This is a genomic window from Mesorhizobium sp. WSM2561 (assembly GCF_000513915.1).
GTDB classification, from domain to species: domain Bacteria; phylum Pseudomonadota; class Alphaproteobacteria; order Rhizobiales; family Rhizobiaceae; genus Mesorhizobium; species Mesorhizobium muleiense.
This window is the reverse complement of record NZ_AZUX01000031.1, coordinates 1-14,221: the sequence shown is the minus strand read 5'-3', so window position 1 is coordinate 14,221 and position 14,221 is coordinate 1. Positions and strand designations below refer to the sequence as shown.

14 protein-coding genes are annotated in these 14,221 nt (G+C 64.3%); 10 read left to right on the top strand and 4 right to left on the bottom strand.

Translation table 11 applies throughout. The features are described from left to right. The first annotated feature begins 77 nt into the window (after positions 1 to 77). The 10 genes from M727_RS0123850 to M727_RS0123805 all read left to right on the top strand — a co-directional run bounded on the left by M727_RS0123850 (position 78) and on the right by M727_RS0123805 (position 8,224). Positions 78 to 410, top strand: coding sequence for a helix-turn-helix transcriptional regulator (locus M727_RS0123850; protein WP_027154755.1), 333 nt, complete (start codon positions 78 to 80; stop codon positions 408 to 410). A 16-nt stretch (positions 411 to 426) separates the two neighbouring features. Beyond that, entirely contained in the window at positions 427 to 933 is a 507-nt protein-coding gene (locus tag M727_RS0123845) for an arsenate reductase ArsC (RefSeq protein WP_027154754.1), read from the top strand. Between the two features lie 4 nt (positions 934 to 937). Further along, entirely contained in the window at positions 938 to 1,627 is a 690-nt protein-coding gene (locus tag M727_RS0123840) for an MIP/aquaporin family protein (protein ID WP_027154753.1), read from the top strand. Next, the gene (gene arsC, locus M727_RS0123835) at positions 1,624 to 2,046 is read left to right on the top strand and encodes an arsenate reductase (glutaredoxin) (protein ID WP_027154752.1); all 423 of its coding nucleotides are present in this window, start codon (positions 1,624 to 1,626) and stop codon (positions 2,044 to 2,046) included. Before M727_RS0123840 ends, arsC begins: the two co-directional genes overlap by 4 nt. 4 nt (positions 2,047 to 2,050) lie before the next feature. Beyond that, complete coding sequence (gene arsH / locus M727_RS0123830; protein ID WP_027154751.1) at positions 2,051 to 2,767, top strand: arsenical resistance protein ArsH; 717 nt, start codon at positions 2,051 to 2,053, stop codon at positions 2,765 to 2,767. A 69-nt stretch (positions 2,768 to 2,836) separates the two neighbouring features. Continuing rightward, a complete protein-coding gene (locus M727_RS0123825) occupies positions 2,837 to 3,148 on the top strand; it encodes a metalloregulator ArsR/SmtB family transcription factor (RefSeq protein WP_027154750.1) in 312 nt (103 codons plus the stop codon). A gap of 51 nt (positions 3,149 to 3,199) precedes the next feature. Next, the gene (locus M727_RS0123820) at positions 3,200 to 4,633 is read left to right on the top strand and encodes an NAD(P)-binding domain-containing protein (RefSeq protein ID WP_027154749.1); all 1,434 of its coding nucleotides are present in this window, start codon (positions 3,200 to 3,202) and stop codon (positions 4,631 to 4,633) included. Further along, positions 4,630 to 5,862, top strand: a complete 1,233-nt coding sequence (arsK, locus tag M727_RS0123815) for an arsenite efflux MFS transporter ArsK (RefSeq protein ID WP_027154748.1) — start codon at positions 4,630 to 4,632, stop codon at positions 5,860 to 5,862. The genes M727_RS0123820 and arsK overlap by 4 nt, the downstream gene beginning before the upstream one ends. 105 nt (positions 5,863 to 5,967) lie before the next feature. Continuing rightward, complete coding sequence (locus tag M727_RS0123810; protein ID WP_027154747.1) at positions 5,968 to 7,467, top strand: ATP-binding protein; 1,500 nt, start codon at positions 5,968 to 5,970, stop codon at positions 7,465 to 7,467. Between the two features lie 322 nt (positions 7,468 to 7,789). Further along, the gene (locus tag M727_RS0123805; RefSeq protein ID WP_027154746.1) at positions 7,790 to 8,224 is read left to right on the top strand and encodes a peptidylprolyl isomerase; all 435 of its coding nucleotides are present in this window, start codon (positions 7,790 to 7,792) and stop codon (positions 8,222 to 8,224) included. Between the two features lie 660 nt (positions 8,225 to 8,884). On the opposite strand, the gene M727_RS39215 is transcribed toward M727_RS0123805, so the two are convergent. From M727_RS39215 to M727_RS0123780, 4 genes are all read right to left on the bottom strand, one after another. After that, complete coding sequence (locus M727_RS39215; protein ID WP_156941599.1) at positions 8,885 to 10,240, bottom strand: adenylate/guanylate cyclase domain-containing protein; 1,356 nt, start codon at positions 10,238 to 10,240, stop codon at positions 8,885 to 8,887. Positions 10,241 to 10,374: 134 nt separating this feature from the next. Next, complete coding sequence (locus tag M727_RS0123790; protein WP_027154745.1) at positions 10,375 to 11,355, bottom strand: ABC transporter permease; 981 nt, start codon at positions 11,353 to 11,355, stop codon at positions 10,375 to 10,377. A 256-nt stretch (positions 11,356 to 11,611) separates the two neighbouring features. Continuing rightward, positions 11,612 to 12,580, bottom strand: a complete 969-nt coding sequence (locus M727_RS0123785) for an ABC transporter permease (RefSeq protein ID WP_027154744.1) — start codon at positions 12,578 to 12,580, stop codon at positions 11,612 to 11,614. Continuing rightward, positions 12,577 to 14,115 carry a sugar ABC transporter ATP-binding protein gene (locus M727_RS0123780; protein ID WP_027154743.1) on the bottom strand — a complete coding sequence of 513 codons (1,539 nt, stop codon included), beginning with the start codon at positions 14,113 to 14,115 and terminating at the stop codon, positions 12,577 to 12,579. The genes M727_RS0123785 and M727_RS0123780 overlap by 4 nt, the downstream gene beginning before the upstream one ends. Between the last annotated feature and the right edge of the window lie 106 nt (positions 14,116 to 14,221).

The following is a 14,221-nucleotide window of genomic DNA, read 5'->3' as shown; positions in this document are numbered from 1 at the left end:
GTGGCCGGCCGCTTGCCTATGTCATCCGGTTGTCACATACCGGCCATATACATCGATAATTCCGGATTCTAGGATATATGGATAAGAACACCGCTCTTCTCGCATTGGCAGCGCTTGGCCAGGACACCAGGCTCGAAGTGTTTCGCTTGCTGGTCCGGGCGGGCGCAGATGGTGTGCCAGCCGGCGAGATCGCCGCGCGCCTCGGTGCGGTGCAGAATACCATGTCGGCGCATCTGAAGGTCCTTGACCATGCCGGCCTGGTCCGCGCTGAGCGCGACGGCCGGACGATCCGCTACCTCGCCGACATGACCGGTTTTCGCGATCTGCTTGCCTATCTCATGGAGGATTGCTGCAACGGCGCGCCGGAGCTCTGCCAGCCGGTCATTCAGGCGGTGACTTGTAACTGTTAGAAGGGAGGACTACGCCATGAGCGAGCCATACAACGTGCTTTTCCTATGCACCGGCAATTCGGCGCGGTCGATCCTCGCCGAAGCGATCCTGAACCGTGTCGGTGCCGGCAAGTTCAGGGCTTATTCGGCCGGATCGCACCCGAAGGGAGAGGTTCATCCCTACGCGCTCCAGCTGTTGAAAACCCTCAACCACGACACGTCCTTCGCCCGCTCGAAAGACTGGCAGGAATTTGCGGCTCCTGGCGCCCCGGAGATGAATTTCGTTTTCACCGTCTGCGACAACGCGGCCAATGAGGCCTGCCCGGTCTGGCCGGGACAGCCGATGACGGCGCATTGGGGAGTGCCCGACCCGGCCGCCGTGGACGGCACCGACGCCGAAAAGCATCTGGCCTTTGCCGAAGCCTATCGCATGCTCAACAACCGGATCTCGATCTTTGTCAGCCTGCCGATGAACACCATCGACAAGCTCGCCCTGCAGAAACGGCTGGACGAAATCGGCCGCGATCTACCGAAGGCCGGCTGACATCATGGCGGCTGACCTGTCCCGCCGCATCGTCGCGGAAGCGCTCGGCACGGCAATGCTGGTCGCGACGGTCGTCGGGTCGGGCATCATGGCTGACAGGCTGTCGGATGATGTGGGCCTCTCCCTGCTCGGCAACACGCTGCCGACTGGAGCGATTTTGGTGGTGCTGATCACCATACTGGGACCGATTTCCGGGGCGCATTTCAATCCGGCGGTGACGATGGTTTTTGCCCTCAGGCGGGAAATCGAAGCAAACGCTGCACTGGCTTATCTGATCGCCCAGATTGCCGGTGGCATCGCCGGAACGCTGCTGGCGCACGCCATGTTCGAACTGCCGATTCTCCAGATCTCGCAAACCGTGCGGACCGGAAACGGACAATGGATTGCGGAGTTGGTGGCCGCCTTCGGCCTGGTCTTCACCATTCTGGCCGGCCTTCGCTTCCGTTCGGATGCCATCCCCTGGCTGGTCGGCCTCTACATCACCGCGGCCTATTGGTTCACCGCCTCGACCTCGTTCGCCAATCCGGCAGTCGCCATTGCGCGGGCGGTTTCCAACACGTTCGCGGGCATCCGGCCGATCGACCTGCCGGGGTTCATCGTCGCCGAGCTGCTGGGCGCGCTGCTTGCCATGGCCTTGGCAGGATGGCTGCTCAGTGAGCCTAAACCAACCAGACAGATGAGAGCCACGAAATGACCATCACCATCTATCACAACCCCAACTGCGGCACCTCGCGCAACACGCTCGCCATCATCCGGCAGTCCGGCGAAGAGCCTGAGGTGATCGAGTATCTGAAAAACCCGCCGTCGCGTGAACGGCTGGTCGACCTGATCGCGGCGATGGGAATGATGCCGCGCCAATTGCTGCGCGAGAAGGGCACGCCTTACGCCGAACTCAATCTTGGCGATCCCAAATGGACCGACGACGAGATCGTCGATTTCATGCTGGCGCATCCGATCCTGATCAACCGGCCGATCGTCGTGACGCCGCTTGGCACCATGCTTGCTCGGCCGTCCGAAACGGTTCTCGACATCCTGCCCAATCCGGAGATCGGGCCGTTCACCAAGGAAGACGGCGAAGTCGTCATCGACGAGCAGGGCAAGCGCGTTGCCTGACCTGATGCCCGAAGACTCGCTTCCGAACGTCGACGAAGACCAGTTCCGGCCAATCGACCTGCAGGCGCTGCTCGACGTGCCGCGGTCGATCCACAAGCCTCGCGTGCTGATGCTCTACGGCTCGCTGCGCGAGCGGTCCTATTCCCGGCTCGCGACGGAGGAGGCGGCTCGCATTTTGCGCCGCCTGGGCGCCGAGGTGCGCATCTACAATCCCTCCGGCCTGCCGCTGCCGGATTCGACCTCGGCCGACCACGCCAAAGTCCAGGAGCTGCGAAACCTGTCGATCTGGTCGGAAGCACAGGTCTGGTGCTCGCCGGAGCGGCATGGCTCGATGACCGGAGTGATGAAGGCGCAGATCGACTGGCTGCCGCTCTCGGCCGGCGGCGTCAGGACGACGCAAGGCCGCACGCTGGCGGTGATGCAGGTGTCGGGCGGCTCGCAGAGCTTTAACGCCGTCAACCAGCTTCGTCTCCTCGGCCGCTGGATGCGGATGGTCACCATCCCCAACCAGTCGTCGGTAGCCAAGGCTTTCAACGAGTTCGACGAGGCCGGCCGCATGAAGCCGTCCCCCTACTACAACAGGATCGTCGACGTGATGGAGGAGCTGATGAAGTTCACGATGCTGCTGCGTGATCGCTCCGCCTATCTCACGGACCGTTATTCCGAGCGCGTCGAAAGCGCCGAAGAGGTCGCCAAGCGGGTCAACCAGCGGTCGATGTGAGGCGTCTGCTAATTCGATAATTTTCGAAATAGTATTGACGCGGCGCTGTTTCGGCGCTAGCTTATTTCTATGAAACTCGAACAAGCAGCCAAACAGCTCGAGGCGCTCGGCAACCCGACGCGGCTCAGTCTTTATCGCACGCTGGTGCGGGCAGGCGAAACCGGGCGACCGGTCGGTTATCTGCAGGAAGCCCTCGGCATTGCCGCGTCGACCCTGTCACATCATCTCCACCGGCTCATCCTGACCGGCCTGGTCACCCAGGAACGCCAGGCAACGACGCTGATCTGCCGTGCCAATTACCCCGTGATGAACGATCTTCTTGGTTTTCTTGCCGACGAATGTTGCGCCGATGCCGGATGCGGCCCGGCTGCGGCTGCGTAACTCTTTTTTTGACATCTATTTCTATAATCCTAGAAACATAGAAGGTGTGCCATGGTTTCTGAAAACGATCTCCCGGTCGCCATCATCGGCGGCGGACCTGTCGGCCTGGCAGCTGCCGCCCAACTGGTCAGCCGTGGCCTGCCGGTCAAGGTTTACGAGGCCGGTGCTTCTGTCGGTTCGAACCTTCGGGATTGGGGTCATGTGCGGGTTTTCACGCCATGGCGCTATTGCGTCGATGCGGTCGCCCGAAAACTTCTCGAGAGCCACGGCTGGCAAATGCCCGAGCCGGAGGCGTTCCCCACGGCGGATGAAATCGTGGACCACTATCTCGCGCCGCTGGCAAAGCTTCCCGAGCTGGCGCCGTCAATCGAGACCAGTGCTCGCGTTGTCGCCGTTTCCCGCTGGGGAGCCGACAAGGTTCTGAGTAAGGCGCGGGAAGCGCGGCCGTTCATGCTTGTGGTCGAAACGGCGAAAGGCACGCGCCGGGACAGCGCCCGTGCCGTCATCGATGCGTCCGGCACCTGGCAGACGCCGAACCCGCTCGGTGCGGGCGGCTTGCCGGCCGAAGGCGAGACGGTATTTGGCGACCGCATCGCCTATGGCATCCCAACTGTTCTCGGCCGCGACCGTCATCTCTACGCAGGTCGCACGACCTTGGTGGTCGGCGCTGGCCATTCCGCCGCCAACGCCTTGCTGGAATTGGCGGAGCTCGCGCAAACCGAACCGGGTACCTCGGCACTATGGGTGACGCGCAGCACCGACCTTGTCCGTATCTACAGCGGCGGCGATGCCGACGCCCTGCCGGCGCGGGGCGAACTCGGTTCCGATGTCCGGCAGCTTGCCGAGAGCGGCCGCGTGCGGCTGGTGACCGGCTTTGCCATTGTTGCCATCCGTGAGGTCGACGGCCGCCTGGTTGTCGAGGGCCAGGCAAAGGACGGGTTGCGCACGCTCGGCCCGGTCGACAGGATCATCGCCGCGACGGGGCAGCGCCCCGATCTCACCTTGACCCGGGAGCTTCGGCTGGACCTCGATCCGTGGCTCGAAGGCGTCAACGCGCTCGGACCGCTCATCGATCCCAACGAGCACTCATGCGGCGATGTCCCGCCGCATGGACATCGAGAGCTCAGCCACCCCGAGCCCGATTTCTACACGGTCGGCGTCAAAAGCTATGGCCGGGCGCCGACATTCCTGCTGCTTACCGGCTATGAGCAGGTCCGCTCGGTCGCCGCGGCGCTCGCCGGCGACATGGCTGCCGCCGATGCCGTGCAGCTGGTGTTGCCCAAAACCGGCGTCTGCACGGTGCCGGCGTCACTTTCAGGCGCGTCATCCCAGGGTTGCTGCGGCGGACCAGCGCCGGCTGCTGTCGATGCCTGCTGTGCCGACGACGCCAAGGCGAAGGCGAGCGGGAAGTCGGGCTGCGGCTGCGGCAGCACGCAGGCGATTGCAGCCGTGCGCAGCGACGATCTCGAGATCGCCGCTCAATGAGCGACCGGAAAATCCCGGCTGCCGCGCTCTGGGCGTTGGGGCTGACGCAGATCATCGGCTACGGCACGCTCTATTACAGCTTTAGCATCCTGGTGCCGTCGATCGCGCTTGAGCTCGCCTGGCCGGAACAATGGGTTTTCGGCGCCCTGTCGGCGTCGCTGCTGGCGGGTGGCCTTTTTGCGCCGACAGCCGGGCGCTGGGCCGATCGTTTCGGCGCCGGCCGGGTGATGACCTTTGGCTCGCTTGCGGCCGCAGCAGCGCTTGTCGCTTGCGCGATGGCACCCGGTCGGGTGACCTTCGTGCTGGCGCTGATGGCGATGGAACTGGCGTCTGCCTTCGTGCTCTACAGCGCTGCGTTCGTCGCGATCGTCCAGATTGGCGGCGCCAGGGCGCAGCGCAGCATCACCCATCTGACGCTGATCGCCGGCTTCGCCTCCACCCTGTTCTGGCCGCTGACGGCTGCACTGCACGAATACCTGAGCTGGCGCGAGGTCTATCTGGTCTTTGCCGTCATCAATGTCGCCATCTGCCTGCCAATCCATGCCTGGCTGGCACGACTGTCGCGTCGGGCGGACAAAAGCGCTTCGGCGACAGCTGCGGCCATCGGCTTGGCAGGCGGGCCGGTTGCCTTCACCGCGCGCGACCGCAGCAGAGTGTTTCTGCTTATGCTTGGCGACTTCGCCATCGAGGGTTTTGTGCTGTCTTCGATCCTCGTTCACATGGTGCCGCTGACGACGGCGCTCGGGCTTGGCTCCGCCGGGCTTGTCGTAACCACGCTGTTCGGCCCGTCCCAGGTGGCGAGCCGGTTGATCAACATGCTGTTCGGTGGCCGGCTGGCACAGACCTGGCTCGCGGTGATCGGCGCGACCTTGTTGCCGCTCGGCCTTGTCGCCCTGCTGGCGACGACACCATCGCTGCCCGGAGCCATCGCCTTCGTCATCCTGTTTGGATTGGGCTCGGGCCTCGCCAGCATCGTCGGCGGCACGTTGCCCCTGGAACTGTTCGGACGGGAGCGCTACGGCGCCCGGCTCGGCTGGGTGACGGCCGCGCGTCAGTTTTCGTCAGCACTTGCGCCATTTGCCCTTGCGATGGCGATGGCAGGCATCGGCGTCCAGCCATCACTCTGGCTGACCGCCACGGTCGGCATGCTCGGCATACTGGCCTTTTCGGTAATCATCCTGATCAGGCGGCAGCCTCTTGCGCCCGTGATGCTTACGTCAGCGAACTGACGCCGCGCCCAGCGTCGACCTGTGCGCAACACCGAGCCGCCGGCCATCGGCGCTCGACGGGCTGTGATGCGGTTGATAAGCCCTCTCCTCAAGGAGAGTCGAGACATGACCGTTGCGATCGAGATGGGCCACACGACGGCGGGCGCCCCGGCGGCGCTGGATCTTGAGGAACTGCTGGCGACCCGCTTGCTGGTGCAGGGCAATTCGGGCTCCGGCAAATCCCATCTGCTGCGCCGGCTGCTGGAGCAGAGTGCGCCTTGGGTGCAGCAGACCATCATCGACCCCGAAGGCGACTTCGTGTCGCTGGGCGACCGTTTCGGCCATTTGGTGATCGATGCCGAGGAGCATACCGAGCGCGGCCTGCAGAGCGCCGGCGAGCGGGCGCGCATCCACCGCGTCTCCACGGTGCTCAATCTCGAGGGGCTCGACGCCGAGAACCAGATGCGGCGTGCCGCCGCCTTCCTCGGTGGGCTTTTCGAGGTCGCCCGCGACCACTGGTACCCGATGCTGGTGGTGGTGGACGAGGCGCAGCTGTTCGCGCCGGCGGTGGCGGGCGAGGTTTCGGACGAGGCGCGCAAACTCTCGCTCGGCGCCATGACCAATTTGATGTGCCGTGGCCGCAAACGCGGTCTTGCCGGGATCATCGCCACCCAGCGGCTGGCCAAGCTCGCCAAGAACGTCGCCGCCGAGGCGTCCAATTTCCTCATGGGCCGAACCTTCCTCGATATCGACATGGCGCGCGCCGCCGACCTTCTCGGCATGGAGCGACGCCAGGCAGAGGCTTTTCGCGACCTGGAGCGCGGGCAATTCATGGCGCTGGGCCCGGCGCTGTCGCGCCGTCCGCTCGGCTTGCGCATCGGCCCGACCGATACAAGTCCGCGCAACGGCACCCCGCGGCTGATGCCGCTGCCGGAGTCGGCGTTGGAGGACGCGCGCGCGATCATCCTGGCAGCCCCGCCGCCGGAAACTGTCCGGCCGCAGCGGCGGTCGTCGCCGGACCTGCTCGATCAGCTGATGGCGGCGAAATCGGCGGCGCTGGAAATCCGCCCCGAACCGGTGGAGCCGCCAATCAGCGCCGAGGATTTGGCGGAGCGGCGTGAGCGCGTGGACCGTGTCCTGCGCGCCGTGCTGGCGCAGCCCGATGCGGGGTTCCGTGTCATCGGCGTGCTTTATCAGGAGTTCGTGGTCCGCTGTCGCATAGAGGGTCTCGCCTCGGTCGTGCCGGACCTGCCCGCCTTCCGCCGCATGCTGACGCGCGCCCGCGCCGGGCTGGGCTCCGATATGGCAGGGGATGACGCATGGCAGGATGTCTCGGTGCGCGCCTCGCTGCTGCCCGAGGATATGCAAGGTGTGTTCATGATGATCGCGCGCGCGGCGAAGGAGGGCTGGCCCTGCCCGAGCGACGCAGCGATCGCTCGCGCCTATGGCTCGCACTCGCTGCGCCGCGCCCGGCGACTGCTGACCTATATCGAGGAACAGGGGCTGATCGTGTGCCAGCTTGACGGGGTTGGAAGGCGGACGGTGACGCTGGTGGAACTGGCGTGGGCGACGGCACCGGGGGATCCCGGTGCCGAGGAGGCGGAGCAGGGCAGTTTGGCTGTGTGAGGGCTGATGCGGTTTGGGCGAAAACGGACGTCGCTCAGCATCAGCAAAGCGCCAAGAGCCGCCGGGGTGGGTGGCCGATCAGAGCCTTCGCAATCTCTGTCGCCACGACATGCTCGAAAAATGCGCGCCCTTGGCGAACAGATCCCCAGTCCGCCTCCGCGACCTGTCTTTACGCAGTTGGCTCAATCGGCATTGTGGGTTTACATCGGCAGCCAAGCCCCTAGTTTTAGAGTTTCGCGCCGCGCACCTTACTGCGTGGATGATCGAAAACGGGACCGTGAACTCTGGCCGGTCCCTCAAAAACTCCCAAAGGATGACTGCCATGACACAGGCCAAGAATGGCGACACCGTGCGCATCAATTACACTGGACGTCTAGCCGACGGCACTCAATTCGATTCTTCCGGCAGCGAACCGTTGCAATTCAAGCTCGGTGAAGGGCAAGTGATCCCCGGTCTTGAGACCCATGTCGAGGGCATGGAGGTCGGCGCGAAATGCACCGTCACCGTTCCCGCCGACGCCGCCTATGGCCCCCACCGCCCCGAAGCGGTCATGACCGTCGACCGCGCCAGGGTGCCGGACAACATCAACATCGATATCGGTACTCGATTGCAGGCCAGAACCCCCGAAGGGCGCCCCATGCCGGTGACGGTCGTCGGCGTCGACGACGCCAGCGTCAAGCTCGACGGCAATCATCCGCTGGCCGGAAAGGATCTGGTGTTCGACGTTGAACTGGTCGAGATCGTTCAGGCGGCGTAGGGTATCCATGCGGCCAAGGCCGTGGTGGCTATGATTTCGGGTGACGGACTTCCGCCGGAGGTTTCGGCGGTTTGTGCCACCTGCCGCCCTGCTTTCCGCGCTTAGGCGATCGCCAAAACCGTGCCGACATTCGTAAGGTTCGACACTGCATCGAATGCGACTTTCCGGCCACGAGTCGCTCAGTGGATGTCAGTGGCCAGACTTCGAATTTCTCTTTCCCGGAATGCACAGGTAGCGCCAAAAGCTGTCGTCGATGCCCAGCACGCGGACGTCATTTATGGGGTCAACACCGATCATCGCACGACGCCGAGGCGAGCTAGTACACCGGGTCCTCAATCCGATCGACTAGCTCACGTATCTCCTTTCGGAGTTCCGGGAGCCGAAACTAGAAGCCGCCACCGACGAGGAGCTGCGCGCCTTTATCGAGTGCCGGAGCAGAGTCTCGGCTGTGGACGTTTGTCAATCGGCGTGGGGTCTCCGCGCCGATCGGCACGATAAGCCGTTGAAATCTCAGTGGCAGGTGGGGTCACACTGCGGCGCCGTTCACAGCCTGAGCGCTACAATGAAGCTTGGGGAGTTGTGAAGGAGTATCCGCATGACCGGGCTGCCGGCGGAATCACTGGACATACTGCATTCCGCCCCAGCCGCGTTTACTTGTCTCTAACCGAGAAAGCCGCTGAGCAGTCGGTTGCATTCGGTGAGGAATTTTTCGCTTGGCATGCGGCCATCCGCATCGCGCGAAAACTCCGGCCTCAGCCGGTTAAGGAAGAACATTTCAAGCCTGCGACCGTGCTTGGTCTCGACGACGCCACGCGGCTCGAGTTCGAATAACGTCTTGACATTCCCGGCCACCGTCTCCGAAACATTGACCCGTCCGGGAGCGCCATTCGCTTCCATGAGCGCAGCCGTGTTGACCGCATCGCCCCAGATATCGAAGGTGAACTTCCGCCGGCCGACGACGCCCGATATGACCGGCCCAGTATGGATTCCGACACGCAACTCCAGTGCCGGCAACCGCATCTTCTCGCGCTGCGCCTTCATGCGCGCCGTGACGGCGTGGATTTCCAGCGCCGCGAGGCAGGCATCGATCGGGTGCCGGCGATTGGCCGTAGGCACGCCGGCAACGGCCATGTAAGCATCGCCGATCGTCTTTATCTTTTCCAGCCCATGGCACGTTACGATCTCGTCAAAAGCTGTGAAATATTGGTCCAGGAGCCCGATGAGCGCGGCCGGCTCCATGCGTTCGGCCAACAGGGTAAAACCCTTGAAGTCCGCAAACAGGATCGTCGCCGATGGCTCATATTTCGGCTGCACCTTGCCGCTCTTTTTGAGCTCGTCGGCAACTGACACTGGAAGGATGTTGATGAGCAGCTCTTCGGTACGCGCCTTCTCTGCGACCAAGTCCACATGCGCGTGGTCCAGCTCTTTCAGTGCCTGGTCGAACTCGATGAGTTTGCGGCGCAGCTCCAATTGGGCCAGCACCTGGCGCGAAAGGCGGCGTAGTGCCTCACCCTGTTCAAAGGTCAGCTGACGCGGCACGAAATCCATCACGCGAAGTGTCCCCAACGCATAACCTGCTTCGGTCACAAGCGGAATGCCGCAATAGAATTTGAAGTGCGGTTCGCCCGTAACAAAGGGGATTTGATTGAATCGGGCATCCAAGAGCAGATCGGGCGCTACGACCATCTCGGTGCCGCAAACAGTCGTTGCGCAGAATGCGATTTCGCGCGGACACTGGTTAAAGTTCGGCGGAAGACCGTACTTGGCCTTTAGCCAGAGGCGGTCGTCGTCCATTAAGCTGACATAGGCTACGGGGCAATGGCAAATCTGCGCAGCCAGTTCGCCAATGTCGTCATAAGCGATCTCCGGCGCGGTATCGAGAATATTGAGCGCGCGAACCGCGACAAGCCGCTCCGCCTCGTTGGCGGGCGTTGAGTATGGCATCACCGTGCCTCGGTCAGAATTGGGGCGGCCTAGCCCGTGCGTGGTTATAGTCGCATGCCCGGAGGATATCAAATTCCGGGATCGAGGCTAGCTCGCCATGCTGATTGTCCGCGAATGACCCCTCACCACACTTGTTACCGACCTCCGTCTTGGCCATCGCCGATGTCCGGTCCGGGTCAAAAGCAGCTGCTCGCGTCAGCCCTCTTCTACCTATCCTCAATAATCCTCAAATAAGCCGCCGTGACGAACAGCACGATCAGCCCGAACAGTATCCGCCGCGCGCCTTCCGGCATTTGCAGGATGGTCAGCAGGGTCGTCAGCACGGTGAGGATCAGCGCCCCGATGATGGTGCCGGTGTAGCCGCCGCGGCCGCCGAAGATCGAGGTGCCGCCGATCACCGCGGCTGCCACCGAAGGCAGCACCAGCGGTTCGGCCAGCGACAGCGACGGCGCCTTGATCAGGCCGATATAGAGCAGCCCGGTGATGCCGGCGAGGACGCTCGAGATGACGTAGAGCGCTGTGATGACCTGCCAGTAGCGGACACCGGACAGGCGTGCTGCCCCTTCATTGTCGCCGACTGCATAAAGCAGGCGGCCAAAGCCGGTGCGGTTCAAGGTGAAGACGATGAGGACGGCGATCGGCACGAACAGCAGCAGCGCGTTGGGCACGCCATAGGTGAGGCCGGTGCCGAGCCAGGCCAGGAAGGGCGGAATCTTGGCGCCCGAAGCGATGACGGTGCGCTGATAGACCTGCAGGCAGCCGGTGCCGATCAGGCTGGTGCCGAGCGTCATGATCAGCGGGTGCACGCGAAAGACGCCGACGCCGATGCCGTTGACCAGGCCGATCAACACCGCCGGCACCAAGGCGATCAGGATCGCCACCGCCGGGTCATGATGGACGACCTGCGTCGCCATGATGAAGGCGCTCATCGTCGCCACGGTCCCGACCGACAGATCGATGCCGCCGGTCAACATGGTCATCGTCTGGCAGCCGGCAAGAATTGCCAGCGGTATGGCGAATTTGACGGTGTTGGCGAGCCAGCGCTCGTTGACGATGCCGGGGCGCAGGAGTTGCAGGACCACCACCAGGATGACCAGCAGGATGATCAGCGGGATCAGCGGCCGGTCGGCCATGAAGCGCTTGAGGCGGCGGCCGAAGGGGACGGGTTGGATCGCGGTTGTGCTCATGGGTTTGCTCGCGATCGGTTTTGCCCGATGCCGGGAGGGGACGGTGTTCTACGGCGCCCCCCTCTGTCCTGCCGGACATCTCCCCCCCGGGTGGGGAGATTGGCAGCTTCGGCGCCTCGCTCATTCTTGCAACGTCGACAATTGGCGAAAGCCGTCGCGCCGTCCAATCTCCCCCCAAGTGGGGGAGATGTCCGGCAGGACAGAGGAGGGCGCCGTGGATCGCCGACTTCGTAAACCAGCCTCACGGCACCTCTCATCATTGCCGCCCCCTCATCGTAATAAACGCGCCGAACATGACGACGGCGACCATGATCGCGCCCTCGATGATTGCGGTGACGTTGGGATCGATGGCCAGCAGCGTCAGGTCGGTGCGCACCAGCCGCAGCACGAAGACGGCGACGATCGGGCCGAGCAGTCCGCCCTTGCCGCCGCCGAGTGCGACGCCGCCGAGCACGACTGCCGCCACGCTGGCCAGAAGATAGGGGCCGGGGATAGGGGCGCCGATGCCGGTGCTCATGGTCAGCGCCAGCCCGCCCATGGCAGCGAAAAGCCCCGACAGGGCATAGGCGATGATCCTGGTGCGCGCGACCGGCACGCCGCTGCGAAACGCCGCGAGCTCGCTGCTGCCGATGGCGTAGATCGACAGGCCGAGTTTTGAGCGCTTGAGCGGTATCCAGATGATGCACAGGCAGACGACCAGAAGCACCAGCGCCTTCGGTATCCAGGCAGAGATTTCTGGCAAGCCCGGGATCGCGACCGTGCCGACGATGGTCGCCCGCAGCCATTCGGCCACCGCGCCGCCGGGCGCACCGAGCACCAGCAGCGCGGCGCCCTGCAGGACGAAGAGGGTGGCCAGCGTGACGACGATATCGGGCACGCGGGTGACGACGATCAGCATGCCGTTGACGGCGCCCAGCACCAGCCCCATCGCCAGCACGAACGGCACGACGAAAAGCGCGTATTCCTCGCTGGCGCCGTCCATCATCGAGGCGGCGGTGACGCTGGTCAGCGCCATCATCGCGCCGACGGAAAGGTCGATGCCGCCGGCGATGACGACAATCGTCTGGGCGGCCACGGCAAAGGCGTAAGGCAGCACCGCGCGCACCAGCGAGCCGAAATCGCCGCTGCCGTAGCCCGGCTGGATGAGCCTGGTGATCACCAACAGGACCACGAACAGGACGAGCAGGCCGGCGACCCAGCCCTGACGACGGACGAGGCGGGTCAAGGTTTCGCCACCGGGCTCGAGTGGATGTCGGCAAGGATGCCGACGTCCACCTTGGCGCCGCGCGGCAAGCCGTAGGCGGCGCGCATCAGTGCCGGTTCGTCGGCGAGTTCGACGGGGAAGACGTCGACGACGCGCCCGCCAAAAATGACGATGACGCGATCGCAGACACGCTGCACCTCCTCAAGTTCGGATGTATAGAACAGCACCGATTTGCCCTGGTCGGCGAGTTCGCGCAGCAGCTTGTAAATCTCCTGCTTGGTGCCGACATCGATGCCGCGCGTCGGGTCGAAGCAGAGGATGGTCTGTGCTTCAGCGGCGATCCAGCGGGCGATCGTCACCTTCTGCTGGTTGCCGCCGGACAGGCGCTGCACCTCGCGCTGGGCGCGGGTGTCGATCTGCAGACGCTCGATCGCGCTGACGACCCTTGAGCGTTCCTGCGCCATGTTGATCGGTCCCCAGTTGCGCAAGGCGGCGCTGAACGGGAGCGCGATGTTTTCGCGCACCGAGCGCTGCATGGTCAGCGCTTCGGTGCGGTCGCCGGGCACATAGGCGATGCCAGCGCGGATCGCATCGGCCGGATGCGCGAATTTCACCGGCTGCCCGTCCACCTCGATCGTGCCGCCGGACGGGCGGATCGAGCCGGCGAGCGCGGCGAACAGCTCGTCCTGGCCTTGGCCCTCGAGCGCGACGACGCCAGCGACCTCGCCATTCGCCAGGTCGAACGAGACGTCGTTGAGCTTGGTGCCGACACGAAGGTTCGCCACGCCGAGGCGCGCGCGGCTATCCCCAGGCGAAGCGGCCTGGCCCGCCTGGCGCGCCGTCACGCGCGTCTTCTCGACCTTGGCGCCGAGCATCATCTCGACGATGCGCTCCTCGACGCCCGGCTCGATGTCGACGACGCCGACAGTCTCGCCGTCGCGAAGCACGGTGGCGCGGTCGCAAAGCGCCGATATCTCGACAAAACGGTGGGAAATGAAGATCACAGAACGGCCGCTGTCGCCCTGGCGGCGAACGACCTCAAGCACCTTTTCGGCAAGGTTAGCCGGCAATGCTGCGGTCATCTCGTCGAGCAGCAAAACGTCGGGCTCGACCGCCAGCGCCCGCGCCAGGTCGAGCACGCGCAGCACGGCCAGCGGGATGTCGCGCGCGGTGTCGCGTATGTCGAGGTCGGGAATGCCGAGTTCGCGCACCCAGGCGCGGAACGGCTCGACAGGCGTGTCGGTCAGGCGAAGGTTGGAGGCGACGTCGAGATCGGGGATAAGCGATGGTTCCTGGTAGACGGGAAGCAGACCGGCGCGGCGCGCATCGGCAGGCGAGCGCACGTCGCGCGTCTCGCCGCGGATCAGGATATGCCCGGCATCGGCCCGGATGGCGCCGGTCAGGATTTTGACCAGCGTCGATTTGCCGGCGCCGTTGGCGCCCATCAGCGCGTGAACCTCGCCCGGCAGAACCGACAGCGACGCATTGCGCAACGCCACCACGGCGCCGTAGGTTTTCACGACGCCGGTGGCGTCCAGGAGCGGGTTGGTGGTCAAATCGCGTTGCTCTCGTTGCAAGTTGTCTAAAATGGCGATCCTGCCTTCTCCCCTTGTGGGAGAAGGTGTCGCCGAAGGCGACGGATGAGGGATGTTCCAGGGAACA